We start from the raw sequence: 21113 nt of genomic DNA, 5'->3' as shown, positions 1-21113 counted from the left end.
GATGATTCAATGCATACGGTTCAAATTCCAGTAAGGTACCAAGAAACGGACATGATGGGAATCGTCTATCATGCCAACTATTTAGTTTATTTAGAAATTGCACGTACCGAACTGTTGCGACAACTCGGTGTCGAATATAAAGACATGGAAGAGGCAGGATTCGTATCACCCGTCACAAACGTGTCTATGGATTACAAACGAAGCGTAACGTATGGTGATACGGTTCATGTTCGTGTTTGGGTCGATCAATACTCCAAAATCAGAACGATTTATGGTTACGAATTGACGAATCAACACGGAGAACTGGTCGGCACAGCGACGACGACGCACGTAGTCGTCAAACGTGGTGATTTCAAACCGATTCGTCTCGATCGGGAATTCCCGAAATGGCATGAGATGTACTTGAACGTCATGAATCCTGTCTAAGAATCTTCTGTCTTCGTACCGTCAGTATGGTATCATATCTTGACGGTACTTTTTTGTTATCTAGAAAGGGGAAGATCGCATGCGTTATCCATCACTTTTGATGGTTTGCGGCGCCTTGACGTTCATGTTAGCCGGTTGTACCACAAACGAGCAAGTTGAACCGAAAGAACCAACGACACAGTCACCAACAATAGATGAACCAGAGACTGAACCAAATGAACCGAATGTTGATCAGGAAGATGTAGGGGACGGGGAGTCACCTACTGAAGAAGAACCTACAGAGGATGCGCCAATAGTTGAACAACCAACAGAACCTGCAGAAGAAGAGCCTGCGAAAGCTGTTCAACCGATTGAGGTAAATGGAATGGCTAATTTGGATTTAGATGAATTGATTCTAGTAAACAAGCAAATTGCATTGCCTTCTGATTACCAACCAAGCGATTTGGTGGAAGCGAAAATTGATTTTGTCGATTCAACAGTCGGCGAACGTCGAATGTTACGAAAAGAGGCGGCACGCGCAATTGAAGCATTAATGAAAGGTGCGAAAGCGGATGGAATCGATTTAAAAGGAACGAGTGCGTTTCGTTCTTACGATTATCAAGTCAACCTATTTAATGCATATGTCGAACGGGACGGAAAAGAGCAAGCTATGAAATATTCCGCACCGCCTGGCCATTCGGAACATCAAACAGGTCTTGCCATTGACGTATCGAGTGCCTCTGTGAATTATCAACTCACTCAAAATCTGGGTGAGATGGTTGAGGGCAAATGGCTAGCGGATCATGCACATGAGTATGGTTTTATCATTCGTTATCAGAAAGCGTTTGAGAATGAGACCGAATATATGTATGAGCCGTGGCATTTACGGTATATCGGTACTGAGCATGCGAAACGAGTGCATGAATTGAATCAGCCATATGATCGGTATATTGCAGAATTTATGAAGTAAGGGGTATTGCGATGCCATATATGACAGAAATTTTGATTGTGATTTTAAGCTATTTACTCGGGTCCATTCCATTTGCACTCATCATCGGAAAGCTCGGATATCGAGTGGATGTGCGTGAACATGGGAGCGGCAACCTCGGGACGACGAATACGTTCCGTGTCCTTGGAAAGAAGGCTGGCATCTTGGTCCTCCTCGGCGACATAGGAAAGGGTCTTATCGCCGCCTTATTGCCGCTGCTATTTGGAAGTGAGATGAGCTTGCTTCTCGCCGGGATTCCGGCCGTGATTGGTCATTCTTATCCGATCTTTGCGAAATTCAAAGGCGGGAAATCGGTCGCAACGAGCGGTGGCGTTCTGTTGGCCGCGTTCCCTTGGTTCTTTGTCGTTGTTGTTGGAACATTTATCATAACGCTATTGATTTCGCGCATGGTATCCCTCTCCTCGATGGCTGCTGCAGTTGTGGGGCTCATCACGGCGACGACATACAGTTTGCTGACGAAAGACTGGTTACCACTCATTGTCATCGTACCTTTGGCATTATTCATCATCATTAAACATCGTACGAATTGGCAACGAATTCGAGCGGGAGAAGAACCGAAAGTTCCACTTTTTCAAAACAAGACGAAATGAGAATGGAGAGGTACGTCAAAGATGACGTGCCTTTTTTTGTGCATTGTCGTTGATTTACACAAAAAAGAAACAAAAACATGTTGGATTTGCTCGTTCTTTACTTTCAATTTACGTTAAATTTACATGCGTTCGTTACACTAGAAAAGGAAAGATTTTTGTGGAGGAGGCAGGGACGTGTCTTTAATCGGTGAAGAACGTAAACAAAAAATTGTCGAATGGATCGAACGGGAAGGAAAAGTGAAAACGAGCGAACTGATCGAACGATTGAACGTGTCAGGGGAATCGATTCGACGTTATTTAGAAGAATTAGAGAAAGAACATCGCATTAAACGAGTGTACGGGGGAGCGGTCCTTCATCAAAGCATGTCCTTTCAACCAATCGTGATTGCGAACATGGACGGCATTCGTCGTATTGCTTATACGGCTTTTCAATTAATTCCAGATGATACGCTTCTTTACATTGGACACGGTGTCGCTGCTGAACAAGTGGCAGCACGGCTTCGTGGTAGGAATGTCACAGTGGTCACTCCTTCGTTAACTGTTGCGAAAGCTTTGTTTGAACAACGGGCGAAAGGTGTCCTTGGTGGCGAAATTCAATTACTAGGTGGTACAATCGACCCTAAGCATCTCGTGACGACGGGTGAACAAGTCCTTGGACAACTTCAAACCTATATGTTCGATCTTGCGATTTTGTCCGTTGAAGGGGTCGATTCGTCGCTTGGATTAACTTGTGATGCGTTCGGTTTAGCGAGTATCACACAATCGGTGATGTCACAAAGTCGCGAGACGTTCTTATTGACAGACCATACGCAATTAAATCAACAGAAGCGGTATCGTGTCTGTGACTTTTCGAAGGTGACGGCGATTATCTCTGATTTTCCGGAACCTCAAGACTTTAAAGGCGTTCTAGCCGAACATGGTGTGGACTGGAAGTTCGCGCCGTAAAGGGAGCGATTAGATGAAGATTGAAGTGATTGTCACAACACTATCAGAAGCCATACGGGCAGAACAACTCGGTGCAGATCGGCTTGAGCTGATTGCCGACATGGATAACGGAGGAATTACGCCAAGCTTCGGAACGATTCGGAATGTGGTTGAACACGTTTCGATTCCCGTACATGTGATGATTCGCCCACATACACGCTCGTTCTATTATAACGAGGATGACGTTGAAACGATGCTTGCGGATATCGGTCTGTGCCGTGAGTTAGGTGTGAACGGCATCGTATTCGGTGCGCTGACACAGGACGGAGCAATCGATGAACGCATTTTAGGAGAAGTCATTAAGCATAAAGGGGAAATGACACTCACATTCCACCGAGCGTTTGATGCATCACGTGATGTGTTGGAAGCGATTGAAGTGTTGAACGAATATCCAGAAGTGGATATCTTGTTGACGTCAGGTGGTGCTGACACCGCGTTGGACGGAATCGACTCATTAGCCAGACTACATGAAGTAGCCGAGATGACCCTCTTGCCTGGCGCAGGAATCCATGTGGAAACATTACCTGTCCTACAAGAACGATTGGATGTTGAAATGGTTCATATCGGAAATGGGGTACGAACGGACGGAGAGCTCGATGAAGTGAAATTCAAACAACTTCGAGGGTGAACCAAGGCGAAAAACAGTCGAAAGACTGTTTTTTTGCTATAATGAGAGAAAACAACAAATGTAGGTGAATTCATGCAATCTTCCGTTTACAAACAATATGCGCTACGAATGCTATCAGGGAAGTGGGGTATCTCATTACTCGTTGTCTTAACGGTCATGGTCATTCAAGCGATGATTACGACACGTCTTGATCTCTCGACGGACGACCCTGAAGTTCTTCTTACTTCAGTGGCACTCTTGTACGGGGCAACGGTATTGCTCGCTCCCATCGAGCTCGGGAAAAATTGGGTGTTTCTTCAGGTAGCGAAAGATGAAAAGCCGACGTTCGGATTGTTGATTGAATCGTTCGGATCCCTGAAAGACTATTCACGTGCCGTGGTCTATTATGCGGTATTTTATCTAGGGCTAAACGTACTGATGCTCCTGCTGATCGTACCTGGTGTCTGGTTTTATTTGACGTATCGGATTGTTCCGTTCATCATGCGGGATGAGCCTGACCTTTCAGCGTTTCAGGCAATGCGTAAGAGTCGACAGATGATGAAAGGGCACAAGCAAACGATGTTAAAACTATTTGCAAGTTTTATCGGTTGGTACGCGATTGTGCTCCTCACTGGTGGCCTGGCATACATCTTTGTCACGCCATATCTTCAAACGGCAATCTCAGGTCTCTATTTAGAGATGAAAGCCTCTTATCAAGCAAAACAACCGGTCGGATAATCCGACCGGTTGTTGACGTTTAGTGCTGATCTGACTTTTTCGGATTTGGGGCGTCTTCAAAATCTTGTTTTTCCTCCTCCGACGCATCCGAATGCCACTTTTTCGCTTGCTCGGTGGCAATGGGAATCGCTTTCGTCTCGGAGTAACCTTGCGCGAGTAATGCGTTCGCAATATCAATCGCTTTCTTTTTTACAAGTGGATCGAAGTTTTTCAGTGATTCCGGATAGTCTTTCATATTCCATGGCACGAAAATCGCCTCCTTCATTCCTACTAATTCCACAAACGTCCTGTTTCAAACGTCTTGATGGAGATAATACTCGATCAGTGCTTGCGTGCCATTCTCTCCATACCCGTTCTTTTCAAGAATTGAATACAGGCGATGTGCGAGCTCGAGACCTGGTAATGTCACTTGTAGCTCACGAGCACTCTCGATGGCGAGTGTCATATCTTTGATGAAGTGTTTGATGAAGAAACCAGGTGCATAATCCTCGACAATCATGCGTGGAACCAGATTTTCAAGCGTCCAACTACCGGCTGCCCCGCCACGAATCGTACGAACGAGTGCCTCTGGGTCAATCCCAGCCCGTTTACTGAACGCTAGCATCTCAGCATTCCCCATCATGATTCCAGCAATGGCGATTTGATTGGAGAGTTTTGCGTATTGTCCGCTTCCAGCGTATCCCATTCGTTCAATCGATTGTCCCATCGCCTCAAATAACGGTCTCGCTTTATTGAAGGCGAATTCACCCCCACCGACTAAAATCGAAAGCGTTCCATTTTTTGCTCCGACATCGCCTCCCGTGACCGGTGCGTCAAGTGGGAGGAGACTTCGCTCAATGGCAGTCTCGGCAATTCGTTCAGCCAGTTTCGGTGAGGACGTCGTCATGTCAATCAATAATGTACCTGGTTCTGCCGAATCAAGAATGTTCCCTTCGCCAAAATAGATGGATTCGACATCGGACGGATAGCCGACGATCGTGATGACGGCATCGGCATCTCGGCAAACGTCCCGTACCGAATCACACCATGTCACACCTTCCTCTAACAATGCAGCTGCCTTCTCTTTCGTCCGTGTGTATGCTTGTACTTCAAATCCGTGTTTCATCAAATTACGTACCATCGATTGGCCCATGACCCCGAGCCCGATAAATCCGATTGTTTTCATGTCGCTTGTCCCCCTAATAATTGTTGTGAAACGAGTCGTTGATATAGTTCATTCTCCGTTAAAAGTTGCTCGTGTTTCCCGATCCCGCTGATTCGTCCTTCTTCTAAGACGACAATCTGGTCAGCATGTCTGACAGTCGAAAGTCGGTGGGCAATCACAAGCGTTGTTCGCCCGACCATCAAGCGGTCTAACGCTTCGTGAACAACGCGTTCTGATTCTGAATCTAGACTTGATGTTGCTTCGTCGAGTAATAAAATTTGAGGATTGCGTAACAAAGCTCGTGCAATGGCGAGACGTTGCCGTTGTCCACCGGATAAACGGATGCCTCGCTCCCCGATTTCCGTATCGAGCTGATGTGGCATCGTTTCAATGAACGACCATGCGTTGGCCATCTCACAGGCCTCTCTGATTTCATCATCGCTCGCTCTATGTTGAAGTCCATATAGGATGTTCGTCCGTACAGATCCAGATAAAACAGGTGAATCTTGAGCGACATACCCGATGATTTGCCGCCAAGTGTCACGTCCGTATGACTGAATGTCCCGATCTCCATATCGAATCGTCCCTGCCGTCGGTATGTAGAATTGTTCGACAAGCGAAAAAAGTGTCGTTTTGCCGGCACCACTGCGCCCGACGATGGCGGTGGTCGCCCCTGGTGAAACGTGAAGTGTCAAACCTCGGATGACGGGTTCAGTGCCATAGTGGAAAGAAACGTCATCGAACGAAAGTGTCGTTTGATGAATCACTTCTTCATGGGTGCTGTAAGGTTCTCGGCTGACTTCGAGCAGCTCGGCAATTCGTTCCGTTGCACCACGCGCCTTTTGAAGTCTCGTCAGGAATTCACTCATCGTGATGAGCGGCGTAATGATTTGGAAGAGATAGAGCATGAAAGCAAGTAGTTCTCCCGTTGATAAAGCCCCGGTCGAGACGCGATATGCGCCGAATCCGAGAATCGCAATCAACATCCCGGTCAAGGTGACATTGAGAAGGGGGATGAGGATTGCTTGAATTCGTCCTTCCTTCACCCCGTAATCGAACAGTGTCTCGATTTTTGTTTTGCCGGTTTTCACTTCCGTTTGTTCCGTCGCTTGTGATTTGACGAGGCGAATCTCACCGAGCAGTTCGGCAAAGAAGCCCGAAAGATTCCCGAGTTCTTGTTGTGTCTCTTTTGCGATAATCCGTAGCTTTCGTCCGAGCGGTATGACAATGATGAGAGTGGTCGGGACAGAAAACAAAATGACGAGTGTCATCTGCCAATCGAGTGTGAACAAGATGGCGACGGCACCGATGACGGAGACGATTGAGGTCAACAACCTGACACTCTGTTCGGACAAGAGTTGTTGAAGTGTCGTCGTATCATTGTTCAATCGAGACACTAGTTCACCCGACTTGATGCCGTCATAGAATGGAATTGGCAATTTGACGAGATGATCCCATAAGGTCGTGCGTAAATTGGCGACGACCCGTTGGCCGACAATATGTAACCAATAAATCGACACGGCACTCGTGACAACCTGAATCAGAAATGCAACGACGAAATATGCAATCCATTCGGGTGTCAACAGATCACTGCTCCATCGATCGACCACCCGTTGCAAGATGAGCGGAATGGCCAGTGAGGCGACGGCTTGAAGGAGCGAGATGAGAATAGCGCCGACAAATAATCCTTTCGGAGGATTTGCGATTTTGAACAGTTGAAAAAAAGTTTGCCATGTTGATGATTTCATTTTGACAATCCTCCTCTCTTCTTACTTTCGCTGTTTCAAAAACGGGTGTCAAGACGTCGAATCATTCGAATGACTCATGCTAGAATAGGAAAGAGAGGTGATACGTGATGAAATGGATTCATACGGCCGACTGGCATCTTGGTAAGATTGTCCACGGTCGTCATATGACAGAAGATCAACGGAATATACTATTCCATTCATTTTTAAATATTGTGGATGAAGAACAACCGGATGCAGTGATCATCGCAGGGGATTTGTACGACCGTGCCGTCCCCCCCGTGGAAGCGGTCGATCTACTTGATGAAATGTGGCGAGAACTTGTTCTGAAACGGGAAATCCCCGTCATTGCCATCGCTGGAAACCATGATTCAGCAGAACGTCTCGAATATAGTTCGAAATTGCTGAGACAAGTGGGGCTCCATATCATCGGGAAACTAGACCCCGCTATTGGTCCGCTCGAGGTCGCGGGCATCCCGTTCTATCCCATCCCGTTTCTTGAACCGGCCAGGGTGCGACACATTCTCGGTATCGATACGATTCGCACACATCATGACGCACTTGAGGCTGTGATTGAAGCGTATGGAGACATTGAGAAGAACGCGGTCTCGGTCGGTCACAGTTTTGTGGCAGGTGGGTTGGAGACGGATTCAGAACGTCAACTATCTGTCGGCATGGCAGGACAGGTCGCGAAAGGGTTGTATGAGCCTTTTTCGTATACGGCACTAGGTCATCTACATAATCGTGATGCAATTCAATATGAAACAATCGCATATAGTGGCTCGCTCATGAAATATTCGTTTTCCGAGGTCAATCATCAGAAATCTGTGGATATTCTAGAGTGGGACGGGCGATGGAACCGTCGTCGCCGTGTGTTGACACCAGAGCGAGATATGCGACAACTTACCGGAACGCTAGATGAGCTCCTTTCCCCAACTTTCTATCAGCAACAGAAAACGGATGATTACCTCAAAATTGTGTTGACGAATGATACAGCGTTACACGATCCGATGGCGAAACTCCGAACCGTCTATCCGAATATCCTACATCTTGAATTGGAAATGTTGCGCCGTCAGGAACAGACGTCCACGTTTGAACGTGAGATGCTCGAGAGACAGTCGGTCGAAGAAGTATATGTACAATTTTTTGAAGCCGTTCATGATCGCACTGCACCAGATGCTGTGAAGCAAATGATAGAAGAAGGTGATGTCTGATGAGACCGGTCGAATTGATGATGCAAGCGTTTGGGCCATACGCAGAACGAGAGACAATTGATTTTACACAGTTGTTGGGTCGTTCCATGTTTGTTGTAAGTGGTCGGACAGGTGCCGGAAAGACGACCATCTTTGATGCGATGACATTTGCTCTTTATGGACGGGCGAGTGGTTCGCTCCGAAACGCGAGCGACTTCAGAAGCCAGTACGCGACACCTGAAACGATAACAAAGGTCGATTTCTCATTCACGATTCGAGGAGAACGCTATCGAATCGTTCGACAACCGCAGCAACCCCATCCTGTAAACAAGACGCCAATCCCTCATGAGGCGGTTCTATATGAATGGGAGGACGGTTGGAAACCGCTGGCTACTAAAGTCAATGAGGTTCAAGAACAAATTGAATCGATTTTACAACTTTCATATGAACAATTCAGTCAAATTTTGTTACTGCCGCAAAATCAATTTAGACAACTGCTTGACTCTAATTCGAATGAAAAGCAACAAATCTTACAATCTATTTTCAAGACGGAAGCGTATCGGTCGTTTCAAGAAAAATGGGCAGAACGATATAGCGCATATCGAAAACAAGTCGAGTGGTCGGTGGAACGAACACGCCTCAAGTTACTCGAACTCGAAGACGAGTCAATTGAAGAAGTCTCGGTCAAACCGATTGATGAGATTATTCGATGGCTTGAAGAACGGGAAGAGCGTTTAATTGAAACGTGTGACACGGTGGATCTCAAGAAACGAGAATATCTCAAAACGCTCGAAGAAGTTCGAGATGAACTTGAAGTTGCGAAGTCTCTGATCGGACTGTTCAACGAACGAGAAGAAACGAATCGGGCACTCGAAGCCTTTTTAGAAGGTGAAGTGTTACGAAACGAACGTCGAGACCGACTACAACTGTTAGAGGCGGCAGCCAATATTCGTCCTGTGTTTGATCGTCTCGTTGAGATGGAACGACAACTACAGCGATTGACGACTGAAAAACAAACTTCTTTGACTAAGTACGAAGAATTGAAAACGACACAATCAAAATTGGAAGAACAGCAGTCGTCGATGGAAGCGGGCAGACAAGAGGTTGGGTCACTCCGTGAGCGGCTTCGAGTGATTGATGAGTTGATACCTCAAATCGAAGAACGTGCTTCATTCGTTTCTCGTCGTCAACAATTAGAAACGAAATCGAAGGCATTAGCGGACTTCTCAAAAGAATCAAGATTGAATGAACTACAAGTACATGAACATGAACTCGTTGAACGCTTGAAAACTGAGCCGACTGAACGTTCTGTCGATGTCGAACGTTATGTCGATCGATTGATTCAACTGAAAACGCTTGAAACAAAAATCAGTGACCTCTCAAAACAACTTGCAGCATGTGAACGCTCTGGAAAAGAGATTCAGCGACAATATACGATACAGCAAGAGATCGTTTTAACATATAAACAACAAGAGCAACTCGTTTTAGCGACACAGCTACGTGACACACTTGAAGAAGGTGAACCGTGTCCTGTATGTGGATCTCGTCACCATGAAATGTCACAACCCGAAGCCGTGATTGAAGACATTGCCGCTCGAGAGGAAGCGTTATTACGACTTGAGGAATTGTCGACACGCTTGATTGAGGCGAGGGCAGATTATCGTTCTCTTCATCAACAACTCGAAACAACACGCTTGGAGTTTGAACAGGCATCTAAAGACGTTCAACACAAGCATGACATATCGGATGAGATTGAAAGATGGCAGTCCCATCTAAAGTCGCTACAGCGTGACGAACAGCTTCGCCAAGAGAATGAGCGAACATTGCGTCAACTGACCAACGAGATTAGACAATTGGAACAACAGCGTCGTGACCAGTTTGAGGAACGTCAGCGTGTTCTCTCAGAACTTGAAGGCATTCAACAAAAACTGCATAGCCTCGGTCAGACGGATGATGTGACGTTGGAGTCCCTGCAATCAGAACGAAATGAAAAACATCATCGACTGACACTACTTTTAAAGAAACTCGAATCATTTGATGAGCAATTGGAAACAGTGAAGAAAGCGTTGTGGAAAGAAGAAGAGCGTCTTTCCGTGACCCGTGAACAATTGAGAGAGTTGGAAAAACAATACGAGTCGCACCAATCGATTTGGACCGAACAACTTGCGTCGACCAATCTGACGCGGGAACGCTATGAAGAAATTGCGAGTCAAATCAATCAGCGACAGACGATTCGCGATCAACTGCTCGAAGAGGAACAAGAAGGCATTCGCCTTCGTCATCGGAAGCAAATAATCGAGGATAAACTTGGGAATGTTAGCCGGCCAAATCTTGAGCTGGTGGAAGCAAAAGTGAGGGAAGCTACTGCGCAATATGAACAAGTTTCAAAAGAGTTGATCACAGCACAAGACGCGTTAGCGAGACATCGCCAAATCACCTCAGAATGGTCTGCCCTTCGTGAGAGTACAGCCAACGAAGAGAACCAGTTACAAACCATCAAATTGATTGCTGATACTGGGAAAGGGATCAATCCACAAAAAATGACGTTTGAAACCTATGTCCAAACAGCATTTTTTGATCAAATCTTACATGCTGCTAACATTCATTTAGATCAAATGACGAGCGGACAATTCCGACTCGAGCGCAAAATTGAAACGGCAAAAGGGAACGCCAAATCAGGACTTGAACTTCTCGTCTTCGATGCATATACAGGACAATCCCGTCGTGTTCAAAACCTTTCCGGAGGCGAAGGATTTAAAGCGTCGCTTTCGCTTGCACTTGGACTTGCGGAAGTCGTGCAACAATTAAGTGGAGGCATCAGTCTTGAGACGATGCTGATTGATGAAGGATTCGGGACACTCGATGCCGAATCATTAGACCAGGCGATTGAATTATTGATGTCTCTCCAGTCGACAGGTCGACTCGTAGGGGTCATCAGTCATGTTCAAGAATTGAAAGACCGTGTGGATGCACGGATTGAAGTCAGTAAAACTAGAAGCGGGTCGACGATCCAGCTGATTGTGGAGTGATAGTTGTGAAACAGATGGTGACAAAGTCAAGTCTCATCAATGATTTAAAAGAAGCGGGAGTTCAAGCAGGAGAATCGCTGTTTGTCCATACATCGTTATCTAAACTGGGGTGGGTATGTGGTGGTGCCCAAACCGTCATTGAGGCATTACAAGAAGTTGTGGGACCATCAGGACTTCTCATGATGGCAACACAAACAGGAGACAATTCAGACCCGGCCGAGTGGGAGGCACCACCAGTCCCAGTAGAATGGTGGCAAACGATACGTGAGGAAATGCCACCTTATGAAAAAGAAAAGACATTGACTCGAGGTATGGGACGTGTACCCGAGCTGTTTCGGACTTATCCAAATGTGTATCGGAGTGATCACCCGATGTGGTCTGTGGCGGCATGGGGGAAGAATGCGAAGGAAATCGTTTCCGGACATACGGTTGAAGTCGGATTCGGACCGAGCTCTCCGATCGAACGAATGATTGAACGTGACGCACGTGTCCTTCACCTCGGTTCTCCACTCGATGCGACGACGCTATGGCATTTTGCGGAGTACGGAATCGAAGGTCCGGTGAAATCGTTCGGATGTGCCGTTTACGAAGCCGGAGAGCGTAAATGGATAACATTTGATCACGTCGATGTGAATAGTGATCCGTTTGGTGCAATCGGTGAGAATATTGTGAAACAAAAAGATGTTCGTACGTTCACTATTAACGAAGCAACATGTTATCTGATACCCGCTAGTACGTGGGAACCGGTTCAACATGCGCTCATCGCATTACGAAGCTGGTTGAGATAATTATTCAGAAACGAGGGGAAGCATCAGATGAATCGTTGGATAAAAATTGCTAGTATGACGGTACTGATCATGTTGCTTGTGGCCGGATTGGCGATTGCAGGAATCTCGGCTCATATCGGAGATCAATTGACGTCACCTGAACGAGAAACATTGACATATACGCCGAAATCTCTTGGGTTGAAATATGAAAATGTGACAATTCAATCGGAAGAAGGATACGACTTGTACGGATGGTGGATTCCGCATCCGACGCCTCGTGCGACCATCGTGTTTGCTCACGGTTATGGGAAGAACCGAGAACAAGATGATCTTCCACTTAAAGACTTGATTCCAGAGTTTCACGAACAAGGATATCAATTCTTAACGTTTGATTTTCGTGGGTCGGGTATTTCAGAGGGAGATCGTGTGACGGTCGGAGCTAAGGAACAATCGGATTTACAGGCCGCTATTCAATATGCGAAAGGAAGAACAGATGGACCGATTGTCTTATACGGCATTTCGATGGGAGCCGCAACGGCTCTCTCTACGGCAGATGACGTCGAAGTGGCTGCCGTGATTGCAGACAGTCCATTCAGTGATTTACGAAACTATCTTGAAACGAATCTTCCGGTGTGGAGTGATTTGCCAAACGTTCCATTCACTCCTGTCATTATGACCGTGACACCGTGGTTCACCGGTCTCGATGCCGATGTCGTTTCGCCGATTCATGATATCGAAGCAATCGATGCGCCGATCCTCTTGATTCATAGTAAAGGGGATGATGCGATTCCTGTATCGGAAAGTGAAAAACTTGCTGATGCACAAGCAAATGTCGAACTTTGGATGACGGATAACGATGGACATGTCGGGTCTTATCACGCGTTCGAAAGCGAATATCAACAGCGAATCTTTGATTTTCTAGAAAAATCATTGTGAGCAAAGGGGCGCATTTGACGCCCCTTTTTGATATGATTGCTCACGAGACCAATGAAAGAAGGGTAGAATATGGACGTATTACAAGTCATACAATTTTTACTTCTCGGAACGTTAATCGGGATCTTGAGCGGTTTTTTTGGAATCGGTGGAGGTATTTTATTGACGCCACTCCTTCTCGTCTTCGGGTATGAGGCGAGTGCGGCGATTGCACTGAGTCTTATGTTGACGCTCGGTTCAACGACTGCAGGTACGATTTCACACATTCGCTTACGTAACGTAAACGTAACCCATGCGCTATGGATTGGTTTGTTTGGCGTACTCGGGACATGGATTGCGACGCCACTTGTCTTTTATTTAGAAGGAGTAGATGGGGCGACACTCATCATCTCACTTGTTTACATCGCGTTACTCACTTACTTTGCGATTTCATTCTTTCGCTCGAAACAGCATGTCGAGGGGAGTGTCGGTACAGATTCTGTTCCACGTCTCGGGATCATCGGAGTCTTCGCTGGATTTATCTCTTCTTTGATGGGGGTGAGCGGTGGGTTCGTCTTGACTCCACTCCAAGTGAAGTTATTGAATACTGAAATGAAGCGAGCGGTTGGAACGAGCATCTCCGCAGCGCTCCTTATCGTCATTTCAGGTGTCATCAGTTACGCTGTCGCTGGTGCGGAAACGAACTATTGGCACGGTCTTGCCTTGATTGCGGGTGCAATGATTGGGTCGCCATTTGGAGCAAAACAGTTGCAACGCTTTAGTTCACAACACGTTAAAAAAGCACTCGGAGGATTTTATATCACCGTCGCTTTCAGTGTGGCGCTTAACCTGATTGGATGGAATACGGCTTCCCTCGTATTACTTGTCACATTGGCACTATTATTCATCATTACACTCGTTGTTCGACCACGCAAAAAATAAACCCCGTCCATGGACGGGGTTTTAACGTCTAGCAATATGGTCAATGTTTTCTTGAATCTCGCCAACCTTACCTTTCGCCTCACGGAGTCTGCGCTCAAACGCTTCAGTGTCACGTTTTTCATGAGACGACTTGTCTACTCCTTGACGTTGCCCTTTGTCAGAACGTTGATAAAAATGGGTCGCTTTTTGCAAGCGTTTTTTAAACGTCGAGTCGCTCATAGAGACACCCCCTTCCATACTATAAGTATTCCACAGGGGGGTACAGGTGAAACGTCAGAACATTTACGAAGCAAGAGAGCGGCGGACTTGAACGTTCTCTGAAATTTTAACTGCAAGAATAGCGGCAATCACTGCTTTGAGTAAATCACCAAAAATAAACGGGATGTTCACTTTTAGCGCATCAATGAAGGACATGCCGACAACAATTTCAAGACCGATGCTTCCAAGTAAATAGACGAGCCCGAGTCCAAAAACAACGTTATACCCAATCAATCCTGGAATCGAACGATGCTTTTCACTAAACCAACCAATCAATAATGCCGCAATCGGGAAAGCGATTAAATAGCCGACTGTCGGTCCGACAAATGGTGCGAAACCGCCTTGTCCGCTTAATACGGGAAGACCGATTAACCCAAGAAGTAAATAAACAAGGACCGCTAAAAATCCTTTACGTGCCCCAAATACTCCGGCAATCGTCATGATGGCAAGTGTTTGCAAGGTGATCGGAACAGGTCCGATCGGTATTTCAATAAAGCCGACACTGGCAATGAGTGCTGCCCCAAAAGCGATTTGTGTCATATCCTGAATTTTCATATGTAAACCCCTTTTCAGTTAACGTTAACAATATAAAAGTTAACATGTTCGAATAGGGATGGCAAGTAGTTTTTCGCCTTTCAAATTTAATCAATGATGTGATCGTTTCCGGTTCGACGTAATTCCTCAATCGATGAACGCATCTTTTCAATCATCTCTTCTGAGTGACGTTCCCATGATTTTAAAACGCCTACTACGAGGAGCGGTTCGATTGTCCGATAGGATCGAGTAGGATTTCCAGGGAATCGTTGATCCGTTAAATTTGGATCATTTTCAAAATTGCCAACCGGATGCACAATATAAATTTGCTCAGGACCGTTTCCTTTTGCTAATTCAGCCCCCCATTTTGCGGCATCCAAAGTCGCCGTAAAATAAAGGTGACGTAGCGGCTCATGGCGATGATTCGACATATGGCCAACTTCTAAAAGATCTCCAACAACAAGTTCTGCTTTCGTTCCATGAAAGAATGGACCTGGGTCCAACTGAACAGAAGATTTCATGTGAATGCCTCCTATTTGCATCGTATTGAGACCATTATCGTACGTGAACACATTAAAGTGTAGTCTGTTTGTTGAGCAGGATTCTTGTTATCATTAAGAGGGGGAACTAGACGACGAGCACTGATTTATGTAATTTTTATATTGAATGGATGAACATAAATACGCGTCCTCGTTAACTGACGAGGACGCGTATTTGTTATGAATGGGTCAGCTTGCTCATGCATTCTGAAGCTTCTTTCAATTGTACGCGGACGGCATCAAATCCTGTTCCACCGTAACTGTTTCGACGTGCGACTGCCTGTTCAGGGGTCAAGGCATCATACACATCGTCTTCGATCAATTCGGAGTGTGTTTGGAACACCGTGATTGGGAGCTCGCGTAAATATAATCGCTCATCCACGCAATATTTGACGAGTTTACCCGTCACTTCGTGAGCTTCACGGAAGGGTACTCCTTTTGCTGTCAAATAATCAGCAAGTTCAGTAGCGTTAGAAAAATCACGCTTGGTCGCTTGTTTCATGACGTCAGGATGGAACGTCAATTCATTCATCATCCCCGCCATGATACTGAGTGAGCCTTGAACGGTCTTGACCGTATCAAACATTCCTTCTTTATCTTCCTGTAAATCTTTATTATAAGCGAGAGGAAGTCCTTTCATGAGCGTCAATAATCCCATCAAGTTTCCAATCACACGACCCGATTTTCCACGGACGAGTTCGGCCATGTCCGGATTTTTCTTTTGTGGCATCATGCTCGAACCGGTAGAGAACGTATCCGACACGGTAATGAAACGATATTCTTCACTGGCCCAAAGAATCAACTCCTCACAGAAACGGGAGAGATGCATCATGAGGATCGATGCGTTCGAGAGGAATTCAAGAATGAAGTCGCGGTCACTGACAGCATCGAGGCTGTTCGGGTAAACCCGATTGAATCCAAGCAATTCGGCTGACCGGAAGCGGTCGATTGGGAACGTTGTCCCAGCGAGCGCGCCTGCTCCAAGAGGGGACCAATCGATTCGCTTCAAACTGTCTGTAAAACGTTCCTTGTCCCGCTCAAGCATCCAAAAGTAGGTGAGTAAATGGTGCGCAAGTGAAATTGGTTGTGCACGCTGAAGATGCGTATAGCCAGGCATGATCGTCTCGACGTTTTTTGAAGCGTGTGCATGCAATTCTTGTTGAAGTGATTCAATCAAGTGAATCACTTCTTTCACACGTTCTTTCAAGTAAAGATGCATGTCTGTCGCGACTTGATCGTTTCGGCTACGTGCTGTATGCATCTTTCCGGCGATGGGACCAATTTCCTCGTGCAACAAGGCCTCAAGATTCATGTGAATGTCTTCATGATACACTTCAAATTTCAATTCACCGGCGATTGCTTTTTGTTTTAACAGATTGAGTCCTTCGAGTAGTTGAGTCACTTCATCGTTAGAGAGGATATTTTGGTCTCCTAACATCGTCACGTGAGCCATGCTACCCTCTAAATCTTCCAAGACGAGTTGAGCGTCAAATTCTATCGATGCACCGAATGCATCGACCCAATCACTCGCTGTCTTCTCGAAGCGACCACCCCATAATTTACTCATTGATAAAAGCTCCCTTTTCCATTAAGACTTCTGATTGAACTTTTGTAGGTAAGCCCCATAGTTTAATAAATCCAACAGCTGCTTGTTGATCGAACGTATCTGCTGATGTATATGTCGCCAGTTCCTCGTCATAGAGTGAAATCGGTGATTTACGTCCGTCAACGATGGCTTGTCCTTTAAACAGCTTCATGCGAACCGTTCCTGTGACGGTTGCCTGAGTTTCATCGATAAAAGCAAGGAGTGCCTTCGTAAGTGGTGAATACCAAAGTCCGTTATAAATGGTCTCCGTTAACTTCTGCTCTACAATCGGTTTGAAGTGTGCGACTTCACGGACGAGGGTCAACGCTTCGAGTGCCTTGTGCGCAGTAATCAATGTCATAGCCCCTGGAGCTTCATAGACTTCACGTGATTTAATACCGACGACACGGTTCTCGATGTGGTCGATTTTTCCTACACCGTGTGCACCTGCAACGATATTGATTTCTTTTAAAATATCTGTGAATGATTGACTCTTACCATTGATTGCAACCGGCACTCCATTTTTGAATTCAATTTCAAGATAAGTCGGTTCATGTGGTGTATCTTCAAGTGCTGCCGTCAATTCATAAGCACTCTCTGGTGGTGCCGCCCAAGGGTCTTCTAAAATACCGCACTCGATGGCACGTCCCCAAATGTTTTGGTCAATCGAGAAAGGTTCTTCTTGAACGATTGGAATCGGGATATCATGTTTCGCCGCGTAAGCAATTTCTTCCTCACGTGACCATTTCCATTCACGAACGGGTGCAACGATTTCAAGTGAAGGGTCGAGTGCATGAATGGACACTTCGAAACGCACTTGGTCATTTCCTTTCCCTGTACAACCGTGAGCCACAGCGACGGCACCTTCGGCTTGTGCGACCTCGACCAATTTTTTCGAGATGAGAGGGCGTGACAGAGCAGAAACGAGTGGGTAGACACCTTCATATAACGTGTGCGCTTGCATAGAGTAACGAGCGAAATCTGTAACGAATTCATCAACCGCATCGATCACGATTGATTTTTTTGCCCCGACTTTCATCGCTTTTTGCTGAATTTTTTCTAAGTCTTTCCCTTCCCCGACATTCAAACAGACGGCAATGACATCATATCCTTGTTCATCCAACCATTTAATCGCAACCGATGTATCCAAACCACCTGAGTAAGCCAATACGAGTTTCTGTTTCAAAATATGAACACCCCTTATGAATAATTATTAATCTTTTTTTATAAATATACGACTTAGTGTAAGGGATAACCGAAAGCGTGGCAACCTTTTTTTTGAAAATAAAAAGACCACGAGCGATTTCGTGGTCATCATTGTTCGATTGTAAGCTCTGGTAACCACTGTGACATATGATCGCTGACAGTGGAAAGAAGTTCAGGTTTGACTGAATTTAACGGAACAACCTCATAATAACCATCAGATGACTTTTGCGTAAAGGTTGGATAGAACATCGGTTGTTTGAGTTCAAATGTGGTTGCGTCATCAGTGGTTGTTTTGACAACATCGATTCCGATGATGCCCCCCGTGTTCCGATCATCTCCTTTTTGACCAGAGAAGAAATTACCAAGAGAGTAAACAACAAATGTCTGATTGCCATTTACACCTTCAAGCATGATTGGAGGTTGCAACACGTGAGGGTGATGACCGATGATGATGTCGACTCCGAGGTCTGCTAACAATTGAGCGAGCTCAGTTTGGCTCTCATTCGGTAGCGGTTCATATTCCGTACCGAAATGGAGAGAAACGACTGTCAAATCAGTGGACTGTTCTGCCTTCTCAATCTCTGGTTGCATCTGTGCGAGGTCGATATAATTCACGTGATATGGTTGCTTCGGCACGATGCCATTTGTTCCATACGTATATGCGAGGAAGGAAAAAGAAATATCGTTGGCCATCAACGTACGAATATTCGCTTTGTCCTCAGCAGATAGAAATGAGCCTGTATAAGGTATTCCGATGGCGTTCCAGTGTCCGATAGAGTTCTCGATGGCTTGGACGCCACGATCAAGTGAATGATTATTCGCTGTCGTAACTAAATCAACACCAGACCGTTTGAGTGTATCTCCAATCTCAAAGGGACTATTAAAGGCAGGATAACTTGATAATCCGATTTCACTTCCGCCAATCATGCTCTCTTGATTCGCAATGGTGATATCGGCGCGCTTCAAGATCGGGGCTACTTGTTCAAAAGCGGAATCAAAGTCAAATCCGTCATCGGTATGAGCGGCATCATACACGTTGTCATGTAACAACACATCCCCGATTGCATATATTGAGGCAGACGTGACAATCGGCTCGGGTTCAGCAGGTGGCGTTTCTTCAGGAAGATCAACAATCGGTTTTTCGACTTCTTCTGGTACTGTTGGTACTTCTTGATTTGTTGCCGGAGTCGTACCACAAGCAATTAATAAAACAAAACTAGACATGAAGGTAAGGCGAGAGACAATCTTGATTGGTTTCATCCCGATTCTCCTTTTCATGACAGAGTAGTTCGATAACCCTAAAGTTCGTCGATAATTAAGAAAAATCCTGCCTATTTAAAAAATGACAGGTCGTTTTTGACCTGTCATAAGCGTTATTTGATATGTTCTCTAACCATATCTTGCATTTGGTCAAACTCACGTTGAATGACCTCATTTGGTGGCGGCGTCATCAAACTCACAATATAAATGGCGAGCGCCGACAAGAAGAATGCGGGAATCATTTCATACAATGTCCCAAACGTACCGAAAAGAGTAGCGGCATAGTTCTTCCATAAAATGACGACAAAGGCACCCGTCAACATTCCAGCTAGCGCTCCTTGGCGAGTCGTCCGTTTCCAAAACAGACTGAACAAGATGAGTGGCCCGAAGGATGAACCGAAACCAGCCCATGCATATCCGACTAGATTTAGGATGGTGTCATCTGCATCGAGTGCGAGAATAATCGATACAATCGAGACGAGGATGACCGTAATCCGACCTACCATGACGAGTTCTTTGTCGCCAGCATCTTTACGGAAGAATTTTTGATAAAAGTCTGTCGTCGCAGCACTTGATGAGACGAGTAATTGCGACGAGATAGTCGACATGATGGCAGCAAGGAGTGCGGCCAACAGAACGCCCGTCACCAAATCCGGGAATAATAAGTCAGATAAGTTGATAAAGACGTTTTCCGGATTATCAATGGTGAGGCCTTGTTGTGTGTAATAGGCAAGACCGAACAACCCGGTCGCCATCGCCCCGACAACAGTGAAGATCATCCATGAGATCCCGATGCGACGTGCCGTCTTAATGTCCTCGAGCTTTCCGATTGCCATAAAACGGACGATGATGTGCGGCTGGCCGAAATAGCCGAGACCCCAGGCAAATAATGAAACAATACCGATGAGTGATTGACCTGTCCAAGGGTCAAGCAATGCTTCATCAATATTTCGTACCGTGTCAAGAGCGGTCGAAACCCCATCAGTTGCCATAATGGCGATGGCAGGTACAAAAATAAGGGCGAACAACATAATCAATCCCTGAACAAAATCTGTCCAGCTGACGGCTAAGAAACCACCGATAAACGTATACAGAATAATGATGGAAGCGAGAATGACGACTCCCGTGACAAATTCAATGTCAAAGACGGCATTGAATAGGCGACCACCTGCGACGAATCCGCTTGTCGCATACAGTGTGAAAAAGATTAACGTGACAGCAGCTGAAAATGAACGCAATACACCTTTTGTGTCTTTAAATCGTTTCTCAAAGAAATCTGGAATAGTAATCGCATCATCCGATATGTATGAATAAATGCGTAATCTTGGTGCGACCAATAACCAGTTTAAATAAGCACCGATTGTCAACCCGATGACAATCCAACCACTCGAGATTCCTGTGGCATACATGGCTCCCGGTAGGCCCATTAATAGCCAGCCACTCATGTCAGAAGCGCCAGCAGATAGTGCGGCTACTCCAGGACCAAGTCCACGTCCGCCTAACATGTAATCTCCGATACTGCTTGTTCTCCGATACGCGATGATCCCAAGTAAGATCATCAGTGCCATATAAAGAACAATGGACACTAAAATTCCGTTCATCAACATCCCCCCGAATAAAAATAAATGAAAACGCTTTCAGTGATAGAATATCACTTTGTCAAAAT

At 45.8% G+C, this 21113-nt stretch carries 21 protein-coding genes; 11 read left to right on the top strand and 10 right to left on the bottom strand.

Annotation, left to right across the window (positions count from 1 at the left end; genetic code table 11):
• The first annotated feature begins 9 nt into the window (after positions 1–9).
• The 6 genes from KNO90_RS01040 to KNO90_RS01015 all read left to right on the top strand — a co-directional run bounded on the left by KNO90_RS01040 (position 10) and on the right by KNO90_RS01015 (position 4333).
• Positions 10–426, top strand: a complete 417-nt coding sequence (locus tag KNO90_RS01040) for an acyl-CoA thioesterase (RefSeq protein WP_012726439.1) — start codon at positions 10–12, stop codon at positions 424–426.
• Between the two features lie 79 nt (positions 427–505).
• Positions 506–1375 (top strand): M15 family metallopeptidase, encoded by an 870-nt coding sequence (locus KNO90_RS01035; RefSeq protein WP_215112818.1) that lies wholly within the window; start codon positions 506–508, stop codon positions 1373–1375.
• Positions 1376–1386: 11 nt separating this feature from the next.
• Positions 1387–2004 (top strand): glycerol-3-phosphate 1-O-acyltransferase PlsY, encoded by a 618-nt coding sequence (gene plsY / locus KNO90_RS01030; RefSeq protein ID WP_483299283.1) that lies wholly within the window; start codon positions 1387–1389, stop codon positions 2002–2004.
• 174 nt (positions 2005–2178) lie between these two features.
• Positions 2179–2949, top strand: coding sequence for a DeoR/GlpR family DNA-binding transcription regulator (locus KNO90_RS01025; RefSeq protein ID WP_214777371.1), 771 nt, complete (start codon positions 2179–2181; stop codon positions 2947–2949).
• 13 nt (positions 2950–2962) lie between these two features.
• Positions 2963–3616 carry a copper homeostasis protein CutC gene (locus KNO90_RS01020; RefSeq protein ID WP_214740862.1) on the top strand — a complete coding sequence of 218 codons (654 nt, stop codon included), beginning with the start codon at positions 2963–2965 and terminating at the stop codon, positions 3614–3616.
• 72 nt (positions 3617–3688) lie between these two features.
• Positions 3689–4333: a DUF975 family protein gene (locus KNO90_RS01015; protein WP_214740860.1), complete on the top strand. Its 645-nt coding sequence runs from the start codon at positions 3689–3691 to the stop codon at positions 4331–4333.
• 19 nt (positions 4334–4352) lie between these two features.
• Here KNO90_RS01015 and KNO90_RS01010 read toward each other — a convergent pair whose 3' ends face one another.
• The 3 genes from KNO90_RS01010 to KNO90_RS01000 are packed head-to-tail and all read right to left on the bottom strand — an operon-like array spanning position 4353 to position 7225.
• Entirely contained in the window at positions 4353–4580 is a 228-nt protein-coding gene (locus tag KNO90_RS01010; protein ID WP_215112817.1) for a DUF2188 domain-containing protein, read from the bottom strand.
• Positions 4581–4625: 45 nt separating this feature from the next.
• A complete protein-coding gene (locus KNO90_RS01005; protein ID WP_214740856.1) occupies positions 4626–5498 on the bottom strand; it encodes an NAD(P)-dependent oxidoreductase in 873 nt (290 codons plus the stop codon).
• Positions 5495–7225: an ABC transporter ATP-binding protein gene (locus KNO90_RS01000; RefSeq protein ID WP_215112816.1), complete on the bottom strand. Its 1731-nt coding sequence runs from the start codon at positions 7223–7225 to the stop codon at positions 5495–5497. Before KNO90_RS01000 ends, KNO90_RS01005 begins: the two co-directional genes overlap by 4 nt.
• A gap of 107 nt (positions 7226–7332) precedes the next feature.
• Between KNO90_RS01000 and KNO90_RS00995 the strand changes: the two genes are divergently transcribed.
• The 5 genes from KNO90_RS00995 to KNO90_RS00975 all read left to right on the top strand — a co-directional run bounded on the left by KNO90_RS00995 (position 7333) and on the right by KNO90_RS00975 (position 14065).
• The gene (locus KNO90_RS00995) at positions 7333–8436 is read left to right on the top strand and encodes an exonuclease SbcCD subunit D (RefSeq protein WP_215112815.1); all 1104 of its coding nucleotides are present in this window, start codon (positions 7333–7335) and stop codon (positions 8434–8436) included.
• On the top strand, positions 8436–11444 hold the full coding sequence (locus KNO90_RS00990; protein ID WP_215112814.1) for an AAA family ATPase: 3009 nt from the start codon (positions 8436–8438) through the stop codon (positions 11442–11444). Before KNO90_RS00995 ends, KNO90_RS00990 begins: the two co-directional genes overlap by 1 nt.
• Positions 11445–11458: 14 nt before the next feature.
• The gene (locus KNO90_RS00985; protein WP_214742376.1) at positions 11459–12232 is read left to right on the top strand and encodes an AAC(3) family N-acetyltransferase; all 774 of its coding nucleotides are present in this window, start codon (positions 11459–11461) and stop codon (positions 12230–12232) included.
• A gap of 27 nt (positions 12233–12259) precedes the next feature.
• Positions 12260–13147 (top strand): alpha/beta hydrolase, encoded by an 888-nt coding sequence (locus KNO90_RS00980; RefSeq protein WP_215112813.1) that lies wholly within the window; start codon positions 12260–12262, stop codon positions 13145–13147.
• Between the two features lie 69 nt (positions 13148–13216).
• On the top strand, positions 13217–14065 hold the full coding sequence (locus tag KNO90_RS00975; protein WP_215112812.1) for a sulfite exporter TauE/SafE family protein: 849 nt from the start codon (positions 13217–13219) through the stop codon (positions 14063–14065).
• A gap of 21 nt (positions 14066–14086) precedes the next feature.
• On the opposite strand, the gene KNO90_RS00970 is transcribed toward KNO90_RS00975, so the two are convergent.
• The 7 genes from KNO90_RS00970 to putP all read right to left on the bottom strand — a co-directional run bounded on the left by KNO90_RS00970 (position 14087) and on the right by putP (position 21048).
• Positions 14087–14284 carry a hypothetical protein gene (locus KNO90_RS00970; RefSeq protein ID WP_214740844.1) on the bottom strand — a complete coding sequence of 66 codons (198 nt, stop codon included), beginning with the start codon at positions 14282–14284 and terminating at the stop codon, positions 14087–14089.
• Positions 14285–14347: 63 nt separating this feature from the next.
• The gene (locus KNO90_RS00965; protein WP_215112811.1) at positions 14348–14878 is read right to left on the bottom strand and encodes a biotin transporter BioY; all 531 of its coding nucleotides are present in this window, start codon (positions 14876–14878) and stop codon (positions 14348–14350) included.
• An 86-nt stretch (positions 14879–14964) separates the two neighbouring features.
• On the bottom strand, positions 14965–15378 hold the full coding sequence (gene arr, locus KNO90_RS00960; RefSeq protein ID WP_251127296.1) for an NAD(+)--rifampin ADP-ribosyltransferase: 414 nt from the start codon (positions 15376–15378) through the stop codon (positions 14965–14967).
• Positions 15379–15574: 196 nt separating this feature from the next.
• Positions 15575–16963 carry an argininosuccinate lyase gene (gene argH, locus KNO90_RS00955; RefSeq protein WP_215112810.1) on the bottom strand — a complete coding sequence of 463 codons (1389 nt, stop codon included), beginning with the start codon at positions 16961–16963 and terminating at the stop codon, positions 15575–15577.
• Positions 16956–18170, bottom strand: coding sequence for an argininosuccinate synthase (locus KNO90_RS00950; protein ID WP_214742374.1), 1215 nt, complete (start codon positions 18168–18170; stop codon positions 16956–16958). Before KNO90_RS00950 ends, argH begins: the two co-directional genes overlap by 8 nt.
• A 125-nt stretch (positions 18171–18295) precedes the next feature.
• Complete coding sequence (locus KNO90_RS00945; protein WP_215112809.1) at positions 18296–19447, bottom strand: CapA family protein; 1152 nt, start codon at positions 19445–19447, stop codon at positions 18296–18298.
• A gap of 113 nt (positions 19448–19560) precedes the next feature.
• On the bottom strand, positions 19561–21048 hold the full coding sequence (putP, locus tag KNO90_RS00940) for a sodium/proline symporter PutP (RefSeq protein ID WP_215112808.1): 1488 nt from the start codon (positions 21046–21048) through the stop codon (positions 19561–19563).
• Between the last annotated feature and the right edge of the window lie 65 nt (positions 21049–21113).

Origin of the sequence: Exiguobacterium sp. s63, from assembly GCF_018617335.1 — a bacterium.
Lineage (GTDB): Bacteria > Bacillota > Bacilli > Exiguobacteriales > Exiguobacteriaceae > Exiguobacterium.
Note: the sequence above shows the minus strand (reverse complement) of the source record. Positions and strands in the feature narration are given on the sequence as shown.

What these genes read in the sequence shown, in the direction of transcription:
- argH (WP_215112810.1), bottom strand. Translation starts at nt 16,963, where the DNA reads ATGAGTAAATTATGGGGTGGTCGCTTCGAGAAGACAGCGAGTGATTGG.
- KNO90_RS01005 (WP_214740856.1), bottom strand. Translation starts at nt 5,498, where the DNA reads ATGAAAACAATCGGATTTATCGGGCTCGGGGTCATGGGCCAATCGATG.
- KNO90_RS00990 (WP_215112814.1), top strand. Translation starts at nt 8,436, where the DNA reads ATGAGACCGGTCGAATTGATGATGCAAGCGTTTGGGCCATACGCAGAA.
- plsY (WP_483299283.1), top strand. Translation starts at nt 1,387, where the DNA reads ATGCCATATATGACAGAAATTTTGATTGTGATTTTAAGCTATTTACTC.
- KNO90_RS00995 (WP_215112815.1), top strand. Translation starts at nt 7,333, where the DNA reads ATGAAATGGATTCATACGGCCGACTGGCATCTTGGTAAGATTGTCCAC.
- arr (WP_251127296.1), bottom strand. Translation starts at nt 15,378, where the DNA reads ATGAAATCTTCTGTTCAGTTGGACCCAGGTCCATTCTTTCATGGAACG.
- KNO90_RS01000 (WP_215112816.1), bottom strand. Translation starts at nt 7,225, where the DNA reads ATGAAATCATCAACATGGCAAACTTTTTTTCAACTGTTCAAAATCGCA.
- KNO90_RS01015 (WP_214740860.1), top strand. Translation starts at nt 3,689, where the DNA reads ATGCAATCTTCCGTTTACAAACAATATGCGCTACGAATGCTATCAGGG.
- KNO90_RS01020 (WP_214740862.1), top strand. Translation starts at nt 2,963, where the DNA reads ATGAAGATTGAAGTGATTGTCACAACACTATCAGAAGCCATACGGGCA.
- KNO90_RS01035 (WP_215112818.1), top strand. Translation starts at nt 506, where the DNA reads ATGCGTTATCCATCACTTTTGATGGTTTGCGGCGCCTTGACGTTCATG.
- KNO90_RS00970 (WP_214740844.1), bottom strand. Translation starts at nt 14,284, where the DNA reads ATGAGCGACTCGACGTTTAAAAAACGCTTGCAAAAAGCGACCCATTTT.
- KNO90_RS00980 (WP_215112813.1), top strand. Translation starts at nt 12,260, where the DNA reads ATGAATCGTTGGATAAAAATTGCTAGTATGACGGTACTGATCATGTTG.
- KNO90_RS01040 (WP_012726439.1), top strand. Translation starts at nt 10, where the DNA reads ATGCATACGGTTCAAATTCCAGTAAGGTACCAAGAAACGGACATGATG.
- KNO90_RS00975 (WP_215112812.1), top strand. Translation starts at nt 13,217, where the DNA reads ATGGACGTATTACAAGTCATACAATTTTTACTTCTCGGAACGTTAATC.
- KNO90_RS00965 (WP_215112811.1), bottom strand. Translation starts at nt 14,878, where the DNA reads ATGAAAATTCAGGATATGACACAAATCGCTTTTGGGGCAGCACTCATT.
- putP (WP_215112808.1), bottom strand. Translation starts at nt 21,048, where the DNA reads ATGAACGGAATTTTAGTGTCCATTGTTCTTTATATGGCACTGATGATC.
- KNO90_RS00945 (WP_215112809.1), bottom strand. Translation starts at nt 19,447, where the DNA reads ATGAAACCAATCAAGATTGTCTCTCGCCTTACCTTCATGTCTAGTTTT.
- KNO90_RS00985 (WP_214742376.1), top strand. Translation starts at nt 11,459, where the DNA reads ATGGTGACAAAGTCAAGTCTCATCAATGATTTAAAAGAAGCGGGAGTT.